We start from the raw sequence: 20267 nt of genomic DNA, 5'->3' as shown, positions 1-20267 counted from the left end.
GAGTGACGTAGCAGGTAATAACCTGCTTCAGCGGCTGAGACCTGGGAATGGATTAAAGTCTGCGATGACCCCTGAATGGATACGGCCGCGTGACGCTCTGTTCTGCACTGTTTTCAGCTTCTTGAAAGCGGGCATAAGCATTTTCTGGATGGCTTCTTCATTACCGTCTGGCCGCTTTTCTGCGCACCCAACACTTACTTATTAAAGGCCTGAAAAACAGGCTGGAAAGCCGATGGGAGACGACTGAATGAGCAATGACGGCGTGAATGCGGGCCGGCGTCGCTTTCTGGTGGCAGCCACTTCAGTGGTTGGGGCTGCTGGAGCGGTGGGGGCTGCAGTTCCGTTTGTGGGGTCGTGGTATCCGAGCGCCAAGGCCAAAGCCGCAGGTGCTCCGGTCAAGGTGAATGTTGGCAAGATCGAACCTGGCCAGCAGATGGTCGCCGAGTGGCGCGGGCAGCCGGTATTCATCATGCGGCGCACCGAGGAGATATTGAGCAACCTCGGCAAGATCGAGGGGCAACTGGCTGACGCGGACTCGAAAAGCTCGGTGCAGCCCACCTACGTCGATCCGAAGACCCGCTCGATAAAACCGGAAATCCTCCTGCTGGTCGGGCTGTGCACGCACCTGGGCTGCGCACCGTCATTCCGCCCTGAGGTAGCGCCTGCCGAGCTCGGCGAAAATTGGGTCGGTGGCTATTTCTGTCCGTGCCACGGTTCCCGTTACGACCTCGCCGGGCGTGTCTACAAGTCGCAGCCGGCGCCGCTGAACCTGCCGGTGCCGCCGCATACCTACGAGTCGGCTGACGTGATCATCATCGGCGTGGATCAGGAGCAAGCATGATGAGCAAATTCATGGAGTGGGTGGACGCACGCTTTCCCGCCACCAAGATGTGGAACGACCACCTCGCCAAGTACTACGCACCGAAAAACTTCAATTTCCTGTACTTCTTCGGCTCCCTGGCCCTACTGGTGCTGGTCAACCAGCTGCTCACCGGTGTGTGGCTGACCATGAGCTACACGCCCACCGCCGAAGGTGCCTTCGCCTCGGTTGAAGGCTTGATGCGTGATGTGCGCACCGGTGATACGCCGCACGGCGCGATCCTGCGCTACATGCACTCGACCGGCGCGTCGGCGTTCTTTATCGTCGTTTATCTGCACATGTTCCGCGGTCTGCTCTACGGCTCTTACCAGAAACCCCGCGAGCTGGTGTGGATCTTCGGCATGCTGATCTACCTGATGCTGATGGCCGAAGCCTTCATGGGCTACCTGCTGCCATGGGGGCAGATGTCCTACTGGGGCGCCCAGGTGATCATCTCGCTGTTCGGCGCCATTCCGTTCATCGGCGATGCGCTGACCGAGTGGATTCGTGGCGACTATCTGATCTCCGGTATCACCCTGAACCGTTTCTTCGCCCTGCATGTGGTGGCCCTGCCGATCGTCATTCTCGGGCTGGTAGTGCTGCACATTCTGGCGCTGCACGAAGTCGGCTCGAACAATCCGGATGGCATCGACATCAAGAAGTACACGGACGAGAACGGCATTCCACTCGACGGCATCCCCTTCCACCCGTACTACACGGTGAAGGATATCGTCGGCGTGGTGGTGTTCCTCTTCGTGTTCTGCTTCGTGGTGTTCTTCTTCCCGGAAATGGGCGGCTACTTCCTCGAGAAGCCTAACTTCGAACAGGCCAACCCGTTCAAGACGCCCGAGCACATCGCCCCGGTCTGGTACTTCACACCCTTCTACGCAATCTTGCGGGCGATCCCCGACAAGCTCATGGGCGTGATCGCCATGGGCGCCGCCATCGCCGTGCTGTTCGTGCTGCCCTGGCTGGATCGCAGCCCGGTTCGTTCGATGCGTTACAAGGGCTGGCTCAGCAAGGTCTGGTTGCTGGTGTTCTGCGTGTCCTTCGTCATCCTCGGCGTGCTGGGCGTTTTGCCGCCGAGCCCGGGCGGTACGTTGCTGTCGCGGGTGTGCACCTTCCTGTACTTCGCGTACTTCATCCTGATGCCGTTCTACACCAGGATGGAAAAGACCAAACCGGTTCCTGAAAGGGTGACAGGCTGATGAGAAAGCTATTTGCTGCATGTGTGGTCGCATTGCTGCCGGCTCTGTCTCTGGCGGCCGGTGGTCATGGCGTGACGCTGGACAAGGCTGATATCGACCTGACCGACAAGGCGGCGCTGCAGGATGGCGCGCGTACGTTCGCCAACTATTGCATGGGTTGCCACAGTGCCAAGTTCCAGCGCTACGAGCGCGTCGCTGCGGACATTGGCGTTTCCGCAGAACAGATGATGGAAAGCCTGGTGTTCACCGATGCCAAGATTGGCGATCACATGAACATCGGCATGAAAACCGAAGACGCCAAGCGCTGGTTCGGTGCCGCACCGCCCGACCTGACGCTGGTCGCTCGGGTGCGCGGTAACGACTGGTTGTACACCTACCTGCGTACCTTTTATGACGACCCGGAGCGGCCGCTGGGTGCCAACAACCTGGTATTTCCCAACGTTGGCATGCCTAACGTGCTGGGCCGCCTGCAAGGGCGTCAGCACATGGGCTGCAAGCAGGTGCAGATGGTGGACAACGGCAAGAAGCAGTACGACCCGTTGACCGGTACGCCGCTCACCATTGAGGCCTGCGATCAACTGGTGCTCGAGCCGAACAGCGGCAAGCTCAGCCCGCAGGCGTTCGATGACAAAGTACGCAACCTGGTGACCTTTCTCGCCTACTCGGCAGACCCCAACAAACTGCACATGCAGCGCATCGGCACCTATGTGTTGTTGTACCTGGCCTTCTTCTTCGTCTTTGCCTATCTGCTCAAGCGCGAGTACTGGAAAGACGTGCACTGACCGCATCCGGTATCATGGCCGACCTGCGCGATTCCTCTGGGGTTGCGCAGGTTTTTTGTGGCCTGCCATTTACGCTGGCCACTTTTGAGGCCGTCGCGAGTAACGTCAAAAACGCTCCTGGCGATTTGTTATGACCTACCATCCCTGGCGGTCGCCCTTACGGGCCGTCGCGAGTGACTTCGAACGTCTCTCCCGGCGATTTTTTGTGCTCTAAAAACTGGAGGATCGCCTTGGCTGCGACCAATAGGTTGGCTTGTTATTCCGACTCTGCCGACCACTATTCCCACCGCGTACGTATCGTGCTCGCCGAAAAGAGCGTCGCCGCGGAGATCATCAGTGTCGAGCGGGGGCGTTCCCCGACCAAGTTGCTGGAGGCCAATCCCTACGCGAGCCTGCCGACTCTGGTCGACCGTGACCTGGCGCTGTACGAGCCGACGGTGATCATGGAGTACCTGGATGAGCGTTACCCTCATCCTCCATTGATGCCGGTATATCCGGTGGCCCGCGGCAACACGCGACTGTTGATGCACCGCATTCAGCGTGACTGGTGCTCGCTGGTCGACCTTATCCTCGACCCACGCAGCAAGGAAGCCGCCCGCGTGCAGGCGCGCAAGGAGTTGCGCGAGAGCCTGACTGGCGTCTCACCGCTGTTTGCCGAGAAGTCATTTTTTCTCAGTGATGAGTTGAGCTTGGTAGACTGCTGCTTGCTACCGATTCTCTGGCGCCTGCCGGTGTTGGGGATCGAATTGCCAAAGCCGGCCAAGCCGCTGCTCGACTACATGGATCGGCAGTTTGCCCGCGAGAGTTTTCGCCAGAGCCTGTCCGACGTCGAACGTGACATGCGTTAACCCATTTTCTGTGCGCGCCGCAGGCGGCGTGTCCAAGCCCAGGAGGTTTGATGAACTCCAGTCGTCCCTATCTGATTCGTGCACTCTACGAGTGGATCGTCGACAACGATTGCACGCCTCATCTGCTGGTTAACGCCGAGTATCCGGGCGTCAAGGTACCTACGGGTTTCGTCAGCGACGGGCAGATCGTGCTCAACGTATCGCCTAGCGCTATACGCGAATTGGCCATCAAAAACGAAGCAGTGAGTTTCGAGGGCCGCTTTGGTGGCGTTGCGCATAGCCTGTTCGTGCCATCGTCTGCGGTGCTGGCCATTTATGCGCGGGAGAATGGCCAAGGCATGGTATTTGACCTGGAGCCGCCGGTTACGCAACCCGAGGTCGAAGATGTGGAGGACGAGCAGGGGCCACCTGACGATGAGCCGCCACGGCCCAGCGGACGACCGAGCCTCAAGGTCGTCAAGTAAGAGAAGCGCTCGTGCTTGAGTCGAAAAGCCGGTCAATTGATCGGCTTTTTTATGGCTGCTATCCATGCTGTATCAAGCGCAGTAAGCGTGCTTTGAAATTTCGTGCAATCTGCCTGAGCTGTTTGGTTCGAACATGCAGTTTGCACGGGAAATGAGTCTGTGATTATTTTATAAGTATTTGTTTTTTAAGGTTTATTTTTGTTTATAGAAAGTGGCACAGCACTTGCGATAACTAAGGGGAAGCCACAGCCGGTAGTTGGATGTGGCCAACTCGAATAATCAGGAGTGTTACCCATGAAACAGCCAATCAATAAGTTCGCTTTTGCCGCTATCACTGCGACCGCCCTGAGCTTGTCCGTGGCGGGTACCGCTTTCGCCGATACCTACAGCAGCACCCAGCCAACCATGCTGGCCGCCAATACCATGGACAAAGCTGAAGAAGCTGTGTCCGATACCTGGATCACCAGCAAAGTGAAGTCCACATTCCTGGCAGATGACGGCCTTAGCGCTCTGGACATCAAGGTTGAAACCAACAAAGGTGTGGTTTCCCTGTCTGGTGTAGTCAAGACCGATGCTGAGCGTGACCTGGCTGTAGCCAAGGCTAAAGAAATCAAAGGCGTACAAGCGGTTTCCGCTGATGGCCTGAAATCTGCCGATTGATCATGTTTTCGAGCAGGCTCGTATGAGTCTGCTTTCTTCCCTGGATACAGGAGAGCTGAATCATGAATTCCGACATTATCAAAGGTAAGTGGAAGCAGCTCAGCGGCGATATCAAAACCCGCTGGGGCAAGCTGACCAACGACGACGTGGATGTCGCCGAAGGCCATAGCGAATACCTGGCTGGCAAGCTGCAGGAACGCTACGGCTGGACCAAGGAAAAGGCAGAAGACGAGTTGCGCGATTTCCGCAGCAAGTACTGACTTGCCGCTGGCGCTCGATACGCCACCGTTTTCACAAAAAGCCCCGGCCGCGATGCCGGGGCTTTTTGTTTTCAGGCGTGATGACTGCCGTCGCCTGATTGAGCCCCAGGTTCAAGTTTGCCTGCAATGAGCCGATAACATTGGCACATTCGCCAGGCACAGGACGTCGCATGTCGACTATCACGCCCACCACCACAACGCCCGTCAAGACGTCGGCAACTCGTGCCAGTGGTGACACTTCCGCGGCAACGCCGACCGCTGCCAGCGAGCCCGAAAAGCAGCAGCCCTCAGTAACCGTTACTTTGAGCGACTACGCAAAAAAGCGCATGAAAACCATGCGCGAAGCGTCAGCCAAGTTGCGCGACATGCAGGCTAATCAGCAGGAGTCTCGCAAGGAAGCCGCCCGGCAGCGCCTCGAAGACATCAAGAGACGCATCGAAATGCTCAAGCAACTGGTAATGGCCCTTGGCCCGGCCGCAGCGAAGGGCGCATTGCGGCAGATCAAGCAACTGGCTCAGGAACTCGGCCAGGCCGCTTCGGTGCTCAAAGAGCCTTCCGGCGGAAGCACTGGCACTCTGAATGCTGGCGCCGCTCAGGCGTCGAGCAGCGCTGCCGAAGGTGCTCAGGCAACCGAAACGGCCACGCCTGTAGAGGCGGTTAGCGAGGTGCAGCCAGACGTCGACGCCAACCCCGAAACCGCTACGGCTACTGTTGCTGCAACCGAAGAGCCGTCTACCGAGGATGGCGATGCCGAGGGTGAAGCCGACGGCGATGAGCAGGCGCAAACCCCCATGGAGCGAACCCGCAATGACCGCGACGATCAGCAACGCCGCGCAGATGCCGAAGAACTGAAAAAGGTCGCCCGCCAGCTCAAGCAACTGCTGGCCATGGTCAAGGCGCAGCTCAGCGCCGCGCCGGACGAGGAGAGCAAGAAGCTGCTCGGCGATATCGACAAGCAGCTAGCCGACGTCGAAAAGGCCGCCAGCGACATGGGTGGTGGCGGCGTTTCCATTTCGGTTTCTGTCGGTTCGACGGTGTCGATCAGCGTTTGAGTCGCAGCGGTAGTTCTGGCTCCGCTGCGGGTTACGCGAGAATCGAGGCCAGGGCTGCGCGGTCGATATTGGCACCGCTGAGCACCACCGCCGCGCGCGCGTCCTGGTTTATTTCACGCTCCTGGATCAGTGCCGCCAGGGCGGCCGCTCCAGCGCCTTCGGCGAGGTTGTGGGTGTCTTCGTGGAGAATGCGAATTGCCTGGCGGATCTCGTCGTCATTGACCTGCACGATGCGTGCGGCACCGGCCCGGATGATCTCCAGCGCTTCTGGCTGTGGCATGCGGCAGGCCATGCCATCAGCGATAGTGTCGGCGCTGTCGGTACAGATGACCCGCCCGGCGGCGAAACTCTGCGCGTAGGCATCGGCGGCACTGCTCACCACCCCGATCACTTCGGTATCCAGGCCGAGCAGGTCACGGGTGCGGATTACCCCGCAGATGCCTGAGCCCAGGCCAATTGGCACATAGATGCGCTTGAGTGGCGGTGCGGCCTCGAACAATTCCAGGGCGTAGGTGGCCACACCGCGGATCAGATCCGGGTGCAGCGAGGGTACAAAGTGTAGGCCGCGCTGCTCTGCCAGTTCAGCGGCTTTGGCACGGGCCTCGTCGAAGTCGCGACCGTATTCGATCACCTCGGCGCCCAAGGCGGCCATGGCTGCATTCTTCTCGCGGGCGTTGCCTTGCGGTACCACGATGCTAATTGACAGCCCGGCCTTGCGGGCGGCCAGGGCCATGCTTTGCCCGTGGTTGCCCCGGGTGGCCGATACCAGCCCTACGATTGCCGGTTCGCGGCGCAGCAGCGCATCCACATAGACCAGCCCGCCGCGTACCTTGAAGGCGCCCGTCGGCGTGTGGTTCTCGTGCTTGACCCACACTTCGCAGCCCAGTCGTTCGGCCAGCAGCGGCCAGGCGAACTGCGGCGTCGCCGGGACGTTCGGGCGAATCAGGGTGGCGGCTTGGCGTAGCGCTGCAAGGTCGAACATCTGGGAGCTCCGGGGTGGCTTTGACCCGATGCTACGGCCCTGTCATTGTATGGGTAAATGTTTATATTGCATGGCAAGCAATGTGGTTACCTGATCTGCAAGGCAGCTCGCTGCCGACTTATCTGGCACTGGTCGAGGCGATTTCCAGCGCCATCGGCAAGGGCGAACTCAAACCCGGTGAGCGTCTGCCACCGCAGCGCCGGCTCGCCTGGACGTTGGGCATCAACCCGAGCACGGTGATGCAGGCCTATCGCGAAGCTGCGCGGCGGCACCTGGTGTCCGGCGAGGTTGGGCGCGGCACCTACGTATTGGCGGAAAGCCACGAAGCCAGCCTGTTCCACCTCAAGCAGCCCGGCCAGCCGGCGCAGGGCATCGACCTGTCGACCAACGTGCCTGTGCACGACGGCGACAGCGATGACCTGTCGCGCACCTTGCAGCACCTTATCGTGGAGGGCCGCATTGATGCGTTGCAGGCCTACGCGCCGGCCGAACTGGAACTACGTGGGCGGCTGGCTGGCAGCCTGTGGCTGCAGCAGCGCGGTCTGCACTATCCGCCGTCGCAGGTGCTGCTCTGTGCCGGCGCTCAGCAAGGTGTCACGGCGGCGCTACTGGCGTTGTGTGAGCCGGGCGATCCGGTGTTGGTCGAAGCCTTCACTGCGCCAGGCATCAAAGCCGCCGCGCGTCAGCTACGGCTGCCGCTGCACGGTGTGGGAATGGATGAGCGCGGGATTGTGCCCCAAGAGTTTGATCGCCAGATCCGCGCCACAGGCGCAAAGGTGCTGGTGCTCACGCCTTGCCTGCAGAACCCCACGGGCAGCAGCATGGACGCCGAACGACGCCAGCGTATCGCCGAACTGGTGGAGCGCCACGGCCTGTGGCTGATCGAGGATGACGTCTACGGCGCGTTGGGCAATCAGGCGCCGCTGACCGCAGCAATAGAGGCGCGCAGCCTGTTGATTACCAGCCTGTCGAAAACTGTTGCGCCGGGGCTGCGATTGGGGTTCGTGCATGGTCCGGAAGCGCTGCTCAAACGCATCGATCCGCAAGGGCACGCCACCGGCTGGGCGGTCTCGCCGTTGTGCTTGACCCTGGCCTGTGAGTGGATAGAGGACGGCACTGCGGCGCGCAAACTGGCCTGGCAACGTGACGAGTTGCAGCAGCGCTGGCGGCTCGCCGCGCGGGTGCTCGGTGCACGTATGCCTCAGGGGCGCGAGGTCGCCCCGCACCTGTGGCTGGAGGGGCCCGATAGCCTTGACCTGGCTACCGCTTGCCGAGCCGCAGGTGTCGACGTGGTGCCCGCCGAGGTGTTCGCCGTTGGCCCGGCTGCGGCCAGCGCGATTCGCATCAGCCTGGCTGCTGCCCGCAGCCGCGTGGAGCTCAAACAGGCACTGGAGTGCATCGTCGGCGCATGGCCGCAATGAGCGACGCTAGCGCACTTGCACCCTGGCTGTAATGCGTGTCAGCTATGCTGCGTGAATTCCACGATAAGGATCCATGCATGTCCCTTTCTACAGACGGTGCTTTTATCGTCGTCAACTCTGCCGAAGAAGCCGTCGACCGTCTGGCCGAGCTGCACCAGCGTGCCACCGAAGGCCTGAGCCAGGCGCTCAAGCGCTACCTGAAAGATCGCATCCGTCCTGATGCTGAGCAGCAAGAGCTGTTTCGCTACCCCGAACTGCGTGTGACCTACGATTGCCAAGGCGAGGTGCCGACCACGGTGCGCGCCTACGCCAAGGTGCAGGTACCTGGCACCTACAGCATCACCATCACCCATCCGGCTGCCTTCCGCAAATACTTGCTGGAGCAGCTGCGGCCGTTGATGGCGGATTTCACCCTGACCGTCGAAGTGGGTGTCAGCCAGCAGTACATTCCCTATCCGTACGTGGTGGAGCAGGGCGATGAGCTGGCCGGCTCCGGCGTGACCGCGGCAGAGCTGGCGCGGGTATTCCCCAGCACCGACCTGTCGGCCGCCACCGATGGCACTGCCGACGGCCTCTACGACTGGGAAAATACCGACCCGCTGCCGCTGGCGCTGTTCGACGCCGCCCGGGTGGACTTCTCCCTGCGTCGCCTGGTGCATTACACCGGCAGCGACTGGCGCCATGTGCAGCCATGGATTCTGCTGACCAACTATCACCGCTACGTCGACCAGTTCATTCGCAATGGTCTGGACATGCTCAATGGCGAGTCGCGCTTCGAGCGCATGGTGCTGCCGGGCAACGTGGTGATCGAGCGGGGCATGCCCGAAGGCGAGATGCAGGCGATCATCGAGACCGTGGTCTGGCACCGCTACCAGATGCCGGCCTACCACCTGCAGGCCGCCGATGGCGATGGCATCACCCTGGTCAATATTGGCGTCGGCCCGTCCAACGCCAAGAACATCACCGACCACCTGGCCGTGCTGCGTCCGCATTGCTGGCTGATGATCGGCCACTGCGGTGGCCTGCGTCAGTCGCAGACCATCGGGGACTACGTGCTGGCTCACGCCTACATGCGTCGCGACGGCATTCTCGACCGGGTGCTGCCTCCGCACATTCCGCTGCCGGCGCTGGCCGAGGTGCAGCAGGCGCTGCAGGATGCCGCCGCGCAGGTGACCGGCGAGCGTGGTGATGATCTCAAACGTCGGCTGCGAACCGGCACCGTACTGACCTACGACGACCGTAACTGGGAGCTGCGTTGGGCGCAGGAGCGTCCGCTGATCAACCTGTCACGGGCCGTGGCGGTGGACATGGAAAGCGGCACCATCGCAGCGCAAGGCTATCGCCTGCGCGTGCCCTACGGCACCTTGCTGTGCGTGTCGGACAAGCCGTTGCACAGCGAGATCAAGCTGCCGGGCGCGGCGGGGGCTTTCTACGAGCGGGCGGTGACTCAGCATCTGCATATCGGTATCGCCGCCCTGGATCTGCTGCGCGGGCAACTCAACTCGCTGCACTCGCGCAAGCTGCGCAGCTTCGACGAGCCGCCGTTCCGCTGAAGGTTGCCGAAGGCTCCAGGCTCAAGCGAGGTGGGCTTGGAGCTACTTCTTCGACTTGCCGACCATCATCCGCCAGCGGTTGCGGTTGAGCAGCACGTAACCGGTCAGTTGCATGCCCGCAGCTATCATCAGGCTACGGGTCAGATCCGGGTCAGTCGGGCTCGGCCCGTTGTAGATGGCGTACAGGGCATACACGACGCCGATCAGGCCAAGGATGAAGAACACCAGGCCGAGAATGGTCAGGCGATGAAGATTGCGTAGAGACATGGCAGAAATCGTCATGGATAACGGGCGGCCAAACTAACCCGGAATCGGTGGCTTCGCCAGTCGCTGTCGCCACACGTGCGGTGCGTGTCGATGTCCGGTAACGCGTTTTTGCGTAATTGGTACGAAAAAAAACGCCGGATTTCTCCGGCGTCTTTTATTTCTCGAGATACCTCAGTGATCCACTGCAGCTCCAGCGCCACGTGGTACGCGGATGTCTTCCACCAGGTGCTGGATGTGCTCCGGCGGCGGTGCTGTCATGCGCGAAACCACGAACGCGATGACGAAGTTGAAGATCATCCCCAGAGTACCGATCCCTTCTGGCGAAATACCGAACCACCAGTCGGCGGCGGTTGCCGTCGGGTCGATGAACTTGAAGTAGACGATGTAGCCGAAGGTGAAGGCCAGACCGACCACCATCCCGGCGATTGCACCCTCCTTGTTCATGCGCTTGTAGAATATCCCCATGACGATGGCAGGGAAGAACGAGGCCGCAGCCAGGCCGAAGGCGAACGCCACCACCTGCGCCACGAAGCCCGGTGGATAGATGCCAAACAGACCGGCAATCACCACCGCGACACCCGCAGCGATACGTGCGGCGAGTAGCTCCTTTTTCTCGCTGATGCCAGGCATCAGGTTGCTCTTGAGCAAGTCATGAGAGATTGACGTGGATATCACCAGTAACAGACCGGCAGCGGTGGACAACGCCGCCGCCAAGCCGCCCGCGGCGATCAGTGCGATCACCCAGCCCGGCAGCCCGGCGATTTCCGGGTTGGCCAGTACCATGATGTCGTTATCGACATACACCTCATTGGTAGCCGCAGTTGGTGCGTTGGTGAGTAACCGCTGACCTACGTCGCCTCGTTCGGCGGTGTAGGTCGGCTTGCCTGCGAAGGCGGCACCTGGGCCATACTGGATGACGCCATCGTTGTTTTTATCCAGCCAGCCAATAAGCCCGGCGTTTTCCCAGGTTTTGAACCAGGTAGGGACTTCTTCGTAGCTTGTATTGGGCACGCTGTTCAGCAGGTTGATACGGGCGAATGCCGCAACCGCTGGCGCCGTGGTGTAGAGGATGGCGATGAACAGCAGGGCGTAGCCCGCTGACTTGCGCGCATCCTTCACCGTCGGAGTGGTGAAGAAACGCACAATGACGTGTGGCAGGCCAGCGGTACCGACCATCAATGCCATGGTGATGAAGAACACATCGGTGGTGGACTTGCTGCCATCGGTGTAGGGCGTGAAGCCCAGCTCGGCGCCCAGGCCATTGAGGCGTTCGACAACGCTCTGGCCGGTACCGGTAACCTCGCTACCGAAACCCAGTTGTGGGATCGGATTGCCTGTGATCATCATCGAAATGAAGATCGCTGGAACCATGTAGGCGAAGATCATCACGCAGTATTGCGCCACCTGGGTATAGGTGATGCCCTTCATACCGCCGAGCACGGAGTAGAAGAACACGATAGCCATGCCAATGATTACGCCGGTTTCGATGTCCACTTCCAGGTAGCGCGAGAACACGATGCCAACGCCGCGCATCTGTCCGGCAACATAGGTGAACGAAATGAAGATAACGCACACCACCGCCACCATCCGTGCCGTCTGGGAGTAGTAGCGTGTACCGATAAACTCTGGAACGGTGAATTTGCCGAACTTGCGCAGGTAGGGCGCCAGGCACATGGCCAACAGCACGTAGCCGCCGGTCCAGCCCATCAGGTAGACCGAGCCATCGTAACCGGCAAAGGCAATGATCCCCGCCATTGAAATGAAGGAGGCGGCGGACATCCAGTCCGCACCGGTGGCCATACCGTTGAGTACGGGATGCACGCCTTTGCTGGCGACGTAATACTCGCTGGTGGAGCCTGCTCGGGTCCAGAGAGCAATACCGATATAGAGCGCGAAAGTGCCGCCAACGAACAAATAGATTAGAAACTGAGTACTCATATTGGCGGCCTCACTCTTCGTGTACGTTGTACTTGCGGTCGAGGCGATTCATCTTCCAGACATAGAAGAAGATCTCGAGCACAAACACGTAGATGGAGCCTTGCTGAGCGAACCAGAATCCCAGGGGGAAGCCGAACGCATTGATGGTGTTCAACTGATCGACGAAGAGTATTCCGCAGCCGAATGATACGGCGAACCAGATCACCAGCAGCCAGAGCATCAGCCGTAGGTTCTCTTTCCAATAGGCTGTGGCAGCCTCTTGCTTGGACAGGGCCATGTGAGCCTCCATAGGTTGTTATTTTTGTTATGGCACTATGAAACTAGCAGGCATGCGGTTTTATGCAGGTACGACTTTGGTCGTACGGTGCTTCGCCAGCGCTGTTACCGTTCCAGCGTAAGTCGTGTTGCTCTGCGCAATCTCTCCGTGCCGGGGGGCGACTGGTTTGGCGCAGCATGCTGGCAAGGGATAAGTGCCCGGGTTTTCCCTTGCCAAGTCTTCCTACGACACATGGCGAGACTTTCCGCGTAAACCTATACGGCGATGGTGTGAGGGACTTCGCACCACTGCCAGTCTTGCGAACGCCAGCATTAAGGTCGCAGTGGGGCTGACGTTTGAGAGGGAGGTCAGGTACTTGTCGAGTAATGTCTACTGAGGTTGTGCGGGCAACCCCGCGTCAATGATCTGCTGGACAATGACTTGCATACCGGTACGGCTGTAGTGAGGTTACGACGACTTTTCGACACCCAAAGAAAAACCCCTGACTTTCGCTAGGAAAATCAGGGGTTTATTTGGTGGAGCCGGGGGGATTTGAACCCCCGTCCGCCAGTTCTCCACTGTCGGTACTACATGCTTAGCCGTGTCTATTAAGTTAATCCTCAGCCGCCCGACGGGCAGGGTGCTTTGGACGAGTTGTGTGAGTTTTAGCCGCTTCGTCCACAACGTACTACGCGGCGATCCTGTTCTGCATGACAATCACTTCAGGTTTACAGGCATCCCCTAGTGATCGCTGGAGCCGAAGCTACCAGAAGGACTAGTCGCGCCGCTTACGCAGCGAGAGCGTAGCCCTCGTAGTTTTCGTCATTGGCAACTATAGAAAGTTGCAACAGTGGATTTACGACTTCTGTTACCAAGTCGGCATGCACCTCGAGCTTCGCTACCGGCGTCGAATCCTAATCGGCCCCAAAAGCGTGCAAGGCGTGCAGTGTACGCCAAAGGTCAGGTGGAGTCGACCGGCATGCACTGCCCCTGCTGAATCAGGCCAGCGTTACGGCTGGCCTGGTTCTCATCAGCTGGTTGCGCCGCTGCCGTCGTCGCCTGGGGCGTCGAGCAGTTGCAGAGCACGCTCAGCGTGAGTGCCACAGGCTTTCAGGTCGCCAGCAGCCTGAGCATCGGTGGCTTGCTTCTTGGCTTCTTCAACCTGGGATTTCAGCGGGTCGGCGATGGTGGCTTTGGCGGCCACGGCATTGTCGAGTTTCTGCAGGTTGACGGTGCACAGGTCATCGGCTGCGAAGGCTGGTGCGGCCAGTACGGCAGCAATGACGAACATGGATACGCGCTTCATGTGGTAATCCTCTCATCACGAATAGGTTCCCGGTGCCGCCCTGCTTGAGGGTGAGGAGAGCCGGGAGCGACCAACCCAAATCATTTGGGCTTACTGAAGCTGACTGGCCTTTCGTGACGAGGGTTCAGTGTTTTTCTGGTGGCGCATGGCCTGCATCAAGTTGGTGCAGATAAATCCAGTGGATCGGCGTGTACCAGCACCTCTGCCTGGGCGAATTCGCTGCGGATAGCATCCTCGACCTGTTCGCACAGCGCATGGGCTTCATTGAGGCTCAGGCTGCCCGGCAGATCGACGTGCAACTGCACGAACCAGCGGGTGCCGGACAGGCGCGTGCGCAGGTCGTGGATGCCGATGACGCCGGGCACCGCGCAGGCCAGTTCGCTCATGCGCGTGCTGACGTCGGGGTCGAGCTCCTGATCCATCAGCACGCTGACCGACTGGCGGGCGATGCTGAAGGCGCTCCACAGGATATAGGCGGCGATACCGATGGCGAACAGCGCGTCGCCCTGTTGCCAACCGAGGTAGGCGAGCAGCAGGGCGAGAAGGATGCCGCCGTTGAGCAGCAGGTCGGAGCGGTAATGCAGTGAATCGGCATGAATCGCCGTCGAACCAGTGTGCCGTACCACATGGCGTTGGAATAGCAGCAGGGCCACGGTGAGCGCCATGGACAGCAGCATCACCGCGATACCCAGCGCCTGCGCATTGAGCGGCTCGGGGTGGCGCAGGCGGTCGACGCCCTGTACCGCGACGAGTATCGCACTGGCGCCGATGAACAGTGCCTGGCCCAATCCGGCGAGGGCTTCGGCCTTGCCATGGCCGTAACGGTGATCGTCATCGGCGGGACGCAGGGCGATGTTTACAGCGATCAGATTGAGCAGTGAGGCGGCGCTGTCGAGCAGCGAGTCGGTGAGGCCGGCCAGCAAGCTGACCGAGCCACTGGCCCACCAGGCGACGGCCTTGCACAGCACCAGCGTCAGCGCTACGCAAAGTGCGGCGGCAGTAGCTTGACGCATCAGGCGGGCGTGCTGGCGGTCGACGCTCATGGGTTATCCATGCTGTAAGCGGAGGGCGAGCCCGTCGTCTGCAACGGGCCGCAGGCAGGTCAGGCAGCGGGGCGCAGGCCGTAAGCGGCTAATTGTTCGCTGCTGCCGCTGTGCTGGATCAGGCGCGGATCGTCGAGCGGCAGGCTGTGGCCGGTTTGGGTTTCGATCAGGGCCTTGAGCTTGGCGGTGTCGACCTTGCCATCGGCATCGACCACGTCCTTTAGGGAGTCTGGGCTGACCTGGGCGCTGAGGCCACCTGGCAGGTAGATCGCGCCAGTGGCGAAGTCGACACCGAAGGCGATCAGGCCGGGGATCACGTAGAACAGGATGCCGATGGCGTTGAGGCCGACGATGAGCGGGTCGACACGGCCTTCGATCTGCCCGCGACGATCCGGATAGAAGAGGGTGCCGCAGGCGGTAAGTTGAGTGAACAACGTAACGGCGAGAACGCCGCCGATAACACGGGATTTCGTGCGCATCGAGCACCTCCAGAAAAAGTGGACGCCACTATAGCAAGGCACTGATTGCAAAGCTGCTGTGGCGCTGCGAACACGTAGCTTCCGATGCCATCTGACCGGCGAAGCCAGGAGGCGGTTCGCCGTATAATCGCCGGCCGATGATGGAGCCTTGATGAATAACCTGCCGATCGATTCCCTGCTGCCCGACCTCTGCCGCGCCCTGGCCGACCGCGATGAGGTGGTGCTCGAAGCGCCGCCTGGCGCCGGCAAGACCACCCGCGTGCCGTTGGCTGTGCTCGATCAGCCGTGGCTGGCCGGGCAGCGCATCATCATGCTCGAACCTCGTCGTCTGGCCGCGCGTGCCGCTGCCGAGCGGCTGGCCAGCGAGCTTGGCGAGGCGGTCGGCGAGACCGTGGGTTATCGCATTCGCCTGGACAGCAAGGTCGGCCCGCGCACGCGTATCGAGGTGGTCACCGAGGGCATCCTCGCCCGGCGCCTGCAGGATGACCCAGCGCTGGAGGGCGTTGGCCTGGTGATCTTCGACGAATTCCACGAGCGTAGCCTGGACGCTGATCTGGCCCTGGCGCTGACCCTCAACGGTCGAGCGATGTTTCGCGGCGCCGACAGTGGCGAGGCGCCGCTCAAGGTGTTGCTGATGTCGGCCACCCTGGAGGGCGAACGCCTGGCCGAGTTGCTCGACGATGCCCCGGTGCTGCGCAGCGAAGGGCGTATGTACCCGGTGGATACCCGCTGGGGCGCACCCTGGCAGGCCGGCGAATGGCTGGAACCGAAAGTATTGCAAACCGTGTTGCAGGCGCTGGCCGATGAGCCGGGCAGCCTGCTGGTGTTCCTGCCCGGCCAGGCAGAGATCCGGCGGGTGGCCGAACAACTGGGTGAGGTGCTGGCCGGTCGATCTGATGTGCTCGTCTGCCCGCTGCATGGTGAGCTGGAGCTCTCGGCCCAGCGTGCGGCCATCGAACCGGCACCGGCCAGGCTGCGCAAGGTGGTGTTGGCGACCAATATCGCCGAGACCAGCCTGACCATCGACGGCGTGCGCGTGGTGGTGGACGCCGGCTTGGCACGAGTGCCGCGTTTCGACCCGGGCAGCGGCATGACCGGCCTGGATACCGGGCGCATTTCCCGGGCGTCAGCCACCCAGCGCGCCGGCCGTGCCGGGCGTCTGCAGCCGGGGGTGTGCTACCGGCTGTGGTCGCAGGCTCAGCACGAGCAATTGTCTGCGTACTCCTCGGCGGAAATTCTCCAGGCCGACTTGGCGGGGCTGGCGCTGCAACTGGCGCGCTGGGGCGTCGAAGTCGACGAACTGGTGTGGCTCGACCCGCCGCCAGCCGCTGCTTACGCCCAGGCCCGGGAGCTGCTGCAACGCCTCGGCGCACTCGATGCCCGTGGCGCGCTGACCGCCCACGGCCAGGCCATGGCGGAACTGCCAGCGCATCCGCGTATCGCTCATCTGTTGCTGCGTGGGCAGGCCCTAGGTCTGGGCGAACTGGCCTGTGATCTGGCGGCGCTGCTGGGCGAGCGCGACATACTGCGCGGAGCTGGCGCCGATCTGCACAGTCGCCTGGTGCTGCTCTCTGGGGAGCGCAGCGCAGGGGGAGGCGCCGCACGGGGTGGCGTGCAGCGAGCCCGGCAACTGGCCCGGCAGTTTCAGGGTTACCTGCGCCGTGTGCCGGTCAGCGAGGCGGTCAGTGACCCCGAGCATGGCCGCTGGTTGGGTGCGTTACTGGCCTTCGCCTACCCGGATCGTGTCGCCCGGCAGCGTCGCGAGGGCGGCGCCGAATACCGCCTGGCCAATGGCCGCGCGGCGCTGTTCAACGAAGCAGATGCGCTGATGAAGCACGCCTGGCTGGTGGTCGCCGACCTGGGCAGCCGCCAGGGCCAGCGCGAAGAGCGCATCTACCTGGCCGCTGAACTGGAGCCGGCGTTGTTCGATTCAGTGCTGGCCGAACAGGTGGCCAAGCAGGATCTGCTCGAGTGGGATGAGCGCGAAGGTGTGTTGCGTGCCGAGCGGCAGCGCAAGGTGGGCGATCTGGTGTTGTCCAGCGAGGCGCTGGCAGGGCTGAGTGCTGAAGCGCGCATCGCCGCGCTGGTCAATTTGGTACGCCGCAAGGGCCTGGCGTTGTTGCCGTGGACGCCTGAGCTGCGTCAGTGGCAGGCGCGGGTCATGCTGCTGCGCGGGCTCGATCTGCAGAGCCAGGCAAGCAGCGAGTGGCCGGACGTCTCGGACGCGGCGCTGCTGGCCAGCCTGGATGCCTGGCTGGCGCCCTACCTGGGCAAGGTCACCCGGCTGAGCCACTTCGGTAACCTCGACCTGCCGTCGATGCTGCAAACCCTGTTGCCCTGGCCGTTGCCCCAGCGCCTGGACGAATGGGCACCGCGCAGCCTGCCGGTGCCCTCCGGCTCGCGCATCGGCCTGGATTACAGCGAACACCCACCGGTCTTGGCGGTGCGCCTGCAGGAACTGTTCGGCCTGGGCGAGACGCCGCGCATCGCCAATGGCCGGCAGCAGGTACTGCTGCATCTGCTATCCCCGGCACGCCGACCGGTGCAGGTGACCCAGGACCTTGCCAACTTCTGGCGCACCACCTATGCCGAGGTGAAGAAGGATTTGAAGGGGCGGTACCCGAAGCACTACTGGCCGGACGATCCATTGATCGCCGAGCCCACGGCGCGGGTCAAACCGCGTAAGTAACTGTGCGGCTCAACCTAGGCGCTAGGGCAATCTGGCCGAGAGCTTTACTCACGCGGCCCGAGCCTTTATTCAGAGCGACCGCCGCTTCGTAGCCTGTGGTTGAGCGAAGCGATACCCAGGGTTGCGATTTCCCGGGTATCGCTTCGCTCAACCACAGGCTACGGGATTCGGGTCACCTGGCGGGGCTCTGTCAGCCGAAGTCGCGCGGCTTGATCCTCACCCACACAGCAGCCCGCCCAGGTCGCTTGGCACGCGCCCAGTCCAGCGTTTGAATGAGCGGCGCAAGTTGGTGATGTCGTTGAAGCCCAGGTACTGGGCGACTTCTTCGTTGCTGTAGCCCTTTACCTGGTAGAGGTACAGAGCGAGGTCGCGACGCGTGTGGTCGAGTTGCTCCTGAAAGTGCGTGTGGTGTTTGCCGAGCCGGCGTTTGAAGGACGCCGGGCTGGTATCGAAGGCTGCGGCGACCCGTTCCAGGCTCAGTGGATGGCGGATGTGCTGGCTGAGGTGCTCGTGCAAGCGATCAAGAAAACTGGCCTGCCAGCCCCAGGCATGCAGTTGCTCGCTGCAGCTGTGACGAGCCACCAAGGCGCCAGTGGAACCAGCGGCTGGCCAGGCGCGCAGCAGGTATTCGCGAGGCAGGCTCATGACGGTCGATGGGCGCTCGAAGCTCAGGCTATCGCCCAGGTGCACCCAATACTGCTCGACGTAGGCAGGCTCCATGTAGGCAAACTGGAAGCGCCATGGCAGGCGTTCGTGCTGCTGGCGTCGGGCGAGGGCGACCACTGCGGTCATGCTCGCTTCGAGCAAGAAGGTGGTCAGCTCGCCAGCGCCGCAACTGTCGCGCCAGTAGAGGTGCAGATAGTGCTCGTCCAGGTGCATGACGGGCGTCAGCAGCGGTGAAAGCAGTGCCCGGTATTCACTGATCCGATCCAGTGCCTGCAGCAGATTGTCAGCCTGTTCGAGTAGTTGGCTACCTGCGCCGTAATGCCCGGGCCACAGACGTTGACCGAATAGAAAGCTGGTGTCGGGCGAGCCGAGCAGACGCCTTGCGTTGTCAATCAAACGCAGGAATTGTTGCGGGCTGATCAGCGCACGACCGGTGACCACATCGTCATAGAACAGCTCGCAGCCACGCAACAGGTTATGCGTGTCGATGCGTCGCGACCTGGCCAGGTCTATCAACACCGCGGGCAGATGGTGCGCGGCGATGAAACGGTTATCGGCGTCATAGCCGCCGTGCAGCGGGGGCAGGCTCATGCGCTGCGCGCCAGGCGAGGTTTGGCCTGAGCGAGGGAGGTATTAAGGCGTTTGAGCAACTGCGCTTCGTCTTCGTCCAGCGCCATTACCACAGCGGTTGTGGCCTGCAAGTACAGGCGCTCACCGTGGCGTTGAGTGCGATGAGCAAGGTTGGCGATGCTCTGGCGCATGTCGTCGGCCATTATCCTTGCCTGGCTCTCGCCGGTGTCCGGCAGCACCGCGACGAAGCGGTCGCCGGCCAGTCGGCAGAGCATGTCTTGCTGGCGCAGGTTGAACAGCAGCAACTGCGCCATCACCTGCAGCACCTGGTCGCCTTCTTCCTGGCCGTAGCGCTGGTTGATCTGGTTGAAATCGTCCAGGTCGATAGCGATCAGCGACAACGGGCGCTGCTCGGCCTCTGCCTGCTCAAGCGCCTGTTGCAAGTGCTGGCGCAGGTATTGAGCGCCGGCGAGGGGGATGAGCGTGTCGAACAGACGATGCTCGCGGAACAGCTGTTCGCGCTTGCTCATCTGCGCATTGATGGCGCGTTGTTCCTGTTGCAGGTGATACATGCCCAGAGTCAGCAACAGCATGCCCACCGGCATGGGGGCGGTTTCCAACCAGTTGTCCCACACGGCTTCAGATGGCAGGCGAATGAACTCGTCCAAGGTGTCCATCCACATTGAAAACGCGGTGCAGCACAGGCCCAGCGACAGCAGACGGGTCACCCGCCCGGCAGGTCGGCCATGCAGCAGCATGTACAGCCAGCCACAGAGAATCACGCAGGTGCCGCCTTCACCGGCCACATCCATCCAGTTGATCTCGGCCCAGTACTTGATGTTGCCGGCCGCCAGGTAGATCAGCAGGCCGCCGTTGGCCGCCAGGAATAAACCACCAAGGGTCATGCCATGCATTTTCAACAGCGACTTCATGGTGCGTCTCCTGCCGCCGATTGCGGGTGCGC

At 61.6% G+C, this 20267-nt stretch carries 20 protein-coding genes and 1 other RNA gene; 11 read left to right on the top strand and 10 right to left on the bottom strand.

What is annotated here, in order from left to right; genetic code table 11:
* The first annotated feature begins 247 nt into the window (after positions 1-247).
* The 8 genes from petA to ACZ3GY_RS22525 all read left to right on the top strand — a co-directional run bounded on the left by petA (position 248) and on the right by ACZ3GY_RS22525 (position 6133).
* Positions 248-841 carry a ubiquinol-cytochrome c reductase iron-sulfur subunit gene (petA, locus tag ACZ3GY_RS22560; protein WP_465912054.1) on the top strand — a complete coding sequence of 198 codons (594 nt, stop codon included), beginning with the start codon at positions 248-250 and terminating at the stop codon, positions 839-841.
* Positions 841-2067 carry a cytochrome b gene (locus ACZ3GY_RS22555; protein WP_465912131.1) on the top strand — a complete coding sequence of 409 codons (1227 nt, stop codon included), beginning with the start codon at positions 841-843 and terminating at the stop codon, positions 2065-2067. The genes petA and ACZ3GY_RS22555 overlap by 1 nt, the downstream gene beginning before the upstream one ends.
* On the top strand, positions 2067-2849 hold the full coding sequence (locus tag ACZ3GY_RS22550) for a cytochrome c1 (protein ID WP_465912053.1): 783 nt from the start codon (positions 2067-2069) through the stop codon (positions 2847-2849). The genes ACZ3GY_RS22555 and ACZ3GY_RS22550 overlap by 1 nt, the downstream gene beginning before the upstream one ends.
* A gap of 230 nt (positions 2850-3079) precedes the next feature.
* On the top strand, positions 3080-3697 hold the full coding sequence (locus ACZ3GY_RS22545; RefSeq protein WP_463562283.1) for a glutathione S-transferase N-terminal domain-containing protein: 618 nt from the start codon (positions 3080-3082) through the stop codon (positions 3695-3697).
* Positions 3698-3747: 50 nt separating this feature from the next.
* Positions 3748-4161 carry a ClpXP protease specificity-enhancing factor gene (locus ACZ3GY_RS22540; RefSeq protein ID WP_465912052.1) on the top strand — a complete coding sequence of 138 codons (414 nt, stop codon included), beginning with the start codon at positions 3748-3750 and terminating at the stop codon, positions 4159-4161.
* Between the two features lie 294 nt (positions 4162-4455).
* Positions 4456-4821, top strand: a complete 366-nt coding sequence (locus ACZ3GY_RS22535; protein ID WP_463562281.1) for a BON domain-containing protein — start codon at positions 4456-4458, stop codon at positions 4819-4821.
* A gap of 62 nt (positions 4822-4883) precedes the next feature.
* Positions 4884-5081 (top strand): CsbD family protein, encoded by a 198-nt coding sequence (locus ACZ3GY_RS22530; RefSeq protein WP_042556357.1) that lies wholly within the window; start codon positions 4884-4886, stop codon positions 5079-5081.
* Between the two features lie 170 nt (positions 5082-5251).
* Complete coding sequence (locus ACZ3GY_RS22525; RefSeq protein WP_465912051.1) at positions 5252-6133, top strand: hypothetical protein; 882 nt, start codon at positions 5252-5254, stop codon at positions 6131-6133.
* A gap of 31 nt (positions 6134-6164) precedes the next feature.
* On the opposite strand, the gene ACZ3GY_RS22520 is transcribed toward ACZ3GY_RS22525, so the two are convergent.
* Positions 6165-7115 (bottom strand): threonine dehydratase, encoded by a 951-nt coding sequence (locus ACZ3GY_RS22520; RefSeq protein WP_465912050.1) that lies wholly within the window; start codon positions 7113-7115, stop codon positions 6165-6167.
* An 80-nt stretch (positions 7116-7195) separates the two neighbouring features.
* On the opposite strand from ACZ3GY_RS22520, the gene ACZ3GY_RS22515 reads away from it, so the two are divergent.
* The gene (locus tag ACZ3GY_RS22515) at positions 7196-8536 is read left to right on the top strand and encodes an aminotransferase-like domain-containing protein (RefSeq protein WP_465912049.1); all 1341 of its coding nucleotides are present in this window, start codon (positions 7196-7198) and stop codon (positions 8534-8536) included.
* A 44-nt stretch (positions 8537-8580) separates the two neighbouring features.
* Positions 8581-10089, top strand: coding sequence for an AMP nucleosidase (gene amn, locus ACZ3GY_RS22510; RefSeq protein ID WP_463562277.1), 1509 nt, complete (start codon positions 8581-8583; stop codon positions 10087-10089).
* Between the two features lie 42 nt (positions 10090-10131).
* On the opposite strand, the gene ACZ3GY_RS22505 is transcribed toward amn, so the two are convergent.
* The 7 genes from ACZ3GY_RS22505 to pmcY all read right to left on the bottom strand — a co-directional run bounded on the left by ACZ3GY_RS22505 (position 10132) and on the right by pmcY (position 15378).
* A complete protein-coding gene (locus ACZ3GY_RS22505; protein WP_465912048.1) occupies positions 10132-10356 on the bottom strand; it encodes a hypothetical protein in 225 nt (74 codons plus the stop codon).
* A gap of 171 nt (positions 10357-10527) precedes the next feature.
* Positions 10528-12294, bottom strand: coding sequence for a sodium:solute symporter family protein (locus ACZ3GY_RS22500; protein WP_463562275.1), 1767 nt, complete (start codon positions 12292-12294; stop codon positions 10528-10530).
* Between the two features lie 10 nt (positions 12295-12304).
* A complete protein-coding gene (locus tag ACZ3GY_RS22495) occupies positions 12305-12571 on the bottom strand; it encodes a DUF4212 domain-containing protein (protein ID WP_463562274.1) in 267 nt (88 codons plus the stop codon).
* 513 nt (positions 12572-13084) lie between these two features.
* Positions 13085-13476: a transfer-messenger RNA gene (gene ssrA, locus ACZ3GY_RS22490) on the bottom strand.
* A gap of 104 nt (positions 13477-13580) precedes the next feature.
* Positions 13581-13856, bottom strand: a complete 276-nt coding sequence (locus tag ACZ3GY_RS22485; protein ID WP_225838458.1) for a PA2433 domain-containing protein — start codon at positions 13854-13856, stop codon at positions 13581-13583.
* A gap of 155 nt (positions 13857-14011) precedes the next feature.
* Positions 14012-14899: a cation diffusion facilitator family transporter gene (locus ACZ3GY_RS22480; protein WP_465912047.1), complete on the bottom strand. Its 888-nt coding sequence runs from the start codon at positions 14897-14899 to the stop codon at positions 14012-14014.
* Between the two features lie 59 nt (positions 14900-14958).
* Positions 14959-15378, bottom strand: a complete 420-nt coding sequence (gene pmcY / locus ACZ3GY_RS22475; protein WP_463562272.1) for a periplasmic Zn2+ metallochaperone PmcY — start codon at positions 15376-15378, stop codon at positions 14959-14961.
* 151 nt (positions 15379-15529) lie between these two features.
* On the opposite strand from pmcY, the gene hrpB reads away from it, so the two are divergent.
* Complete coding sequence (hrpB, locus tag ACZ3GY_RS22470; protein WP_465912046.1) at positions 15530-18067, top strand: ATP-dependent helicase HrpB; 2538 nt, start codon at positions 15530-15532, stop codon at positions 18065-18067.
* A 216-nt stretch (positions 18068-18283) separates the two neighbouring features.
* On the opposite strand, the gene ACZ3GY_RS22465 is transcribed toward hrpB, so the two are convergent.
* Both ACZ3GY_RS22465 and ACZ3GY_RS22460 read right to left on the bottom strand, forming a co-directional pair.
* Complete coding sequence (locus ACZ3GY_RS22465; RefSeq protein ID WP_465912045.1) at positions 18284-19324, bottom strand: AraC family transcriptional regulator ligand-binding domain-containing protein; 1041 nt, start codon at positions 19322-19324, stop codon at positions 18284-18286.
* Entirely contained in the window at positions 19321-20235 is a 915-nt protein-coding gene (locus tag ACZ3GY_RS22460; protein WP_465912044.1) for a GGDEF domain-containing protein, read from the bottom strand. Before ACZ3GY_RS22460 ends, ACZ3GY_RS22465 begins: the two co-directional genes overlap by 4 nt.
* Positions 20236-20267: the final 32 nt, after the last annotated feature.

It is taken from the genome of Pseudomonas sp. PME37.24/006 (assembly GCF_055556635.1).
Note: the sequence above shows the minus strand (reverse complement) of the source record. Positions and strands in the feature narration are given on the sequence as shown.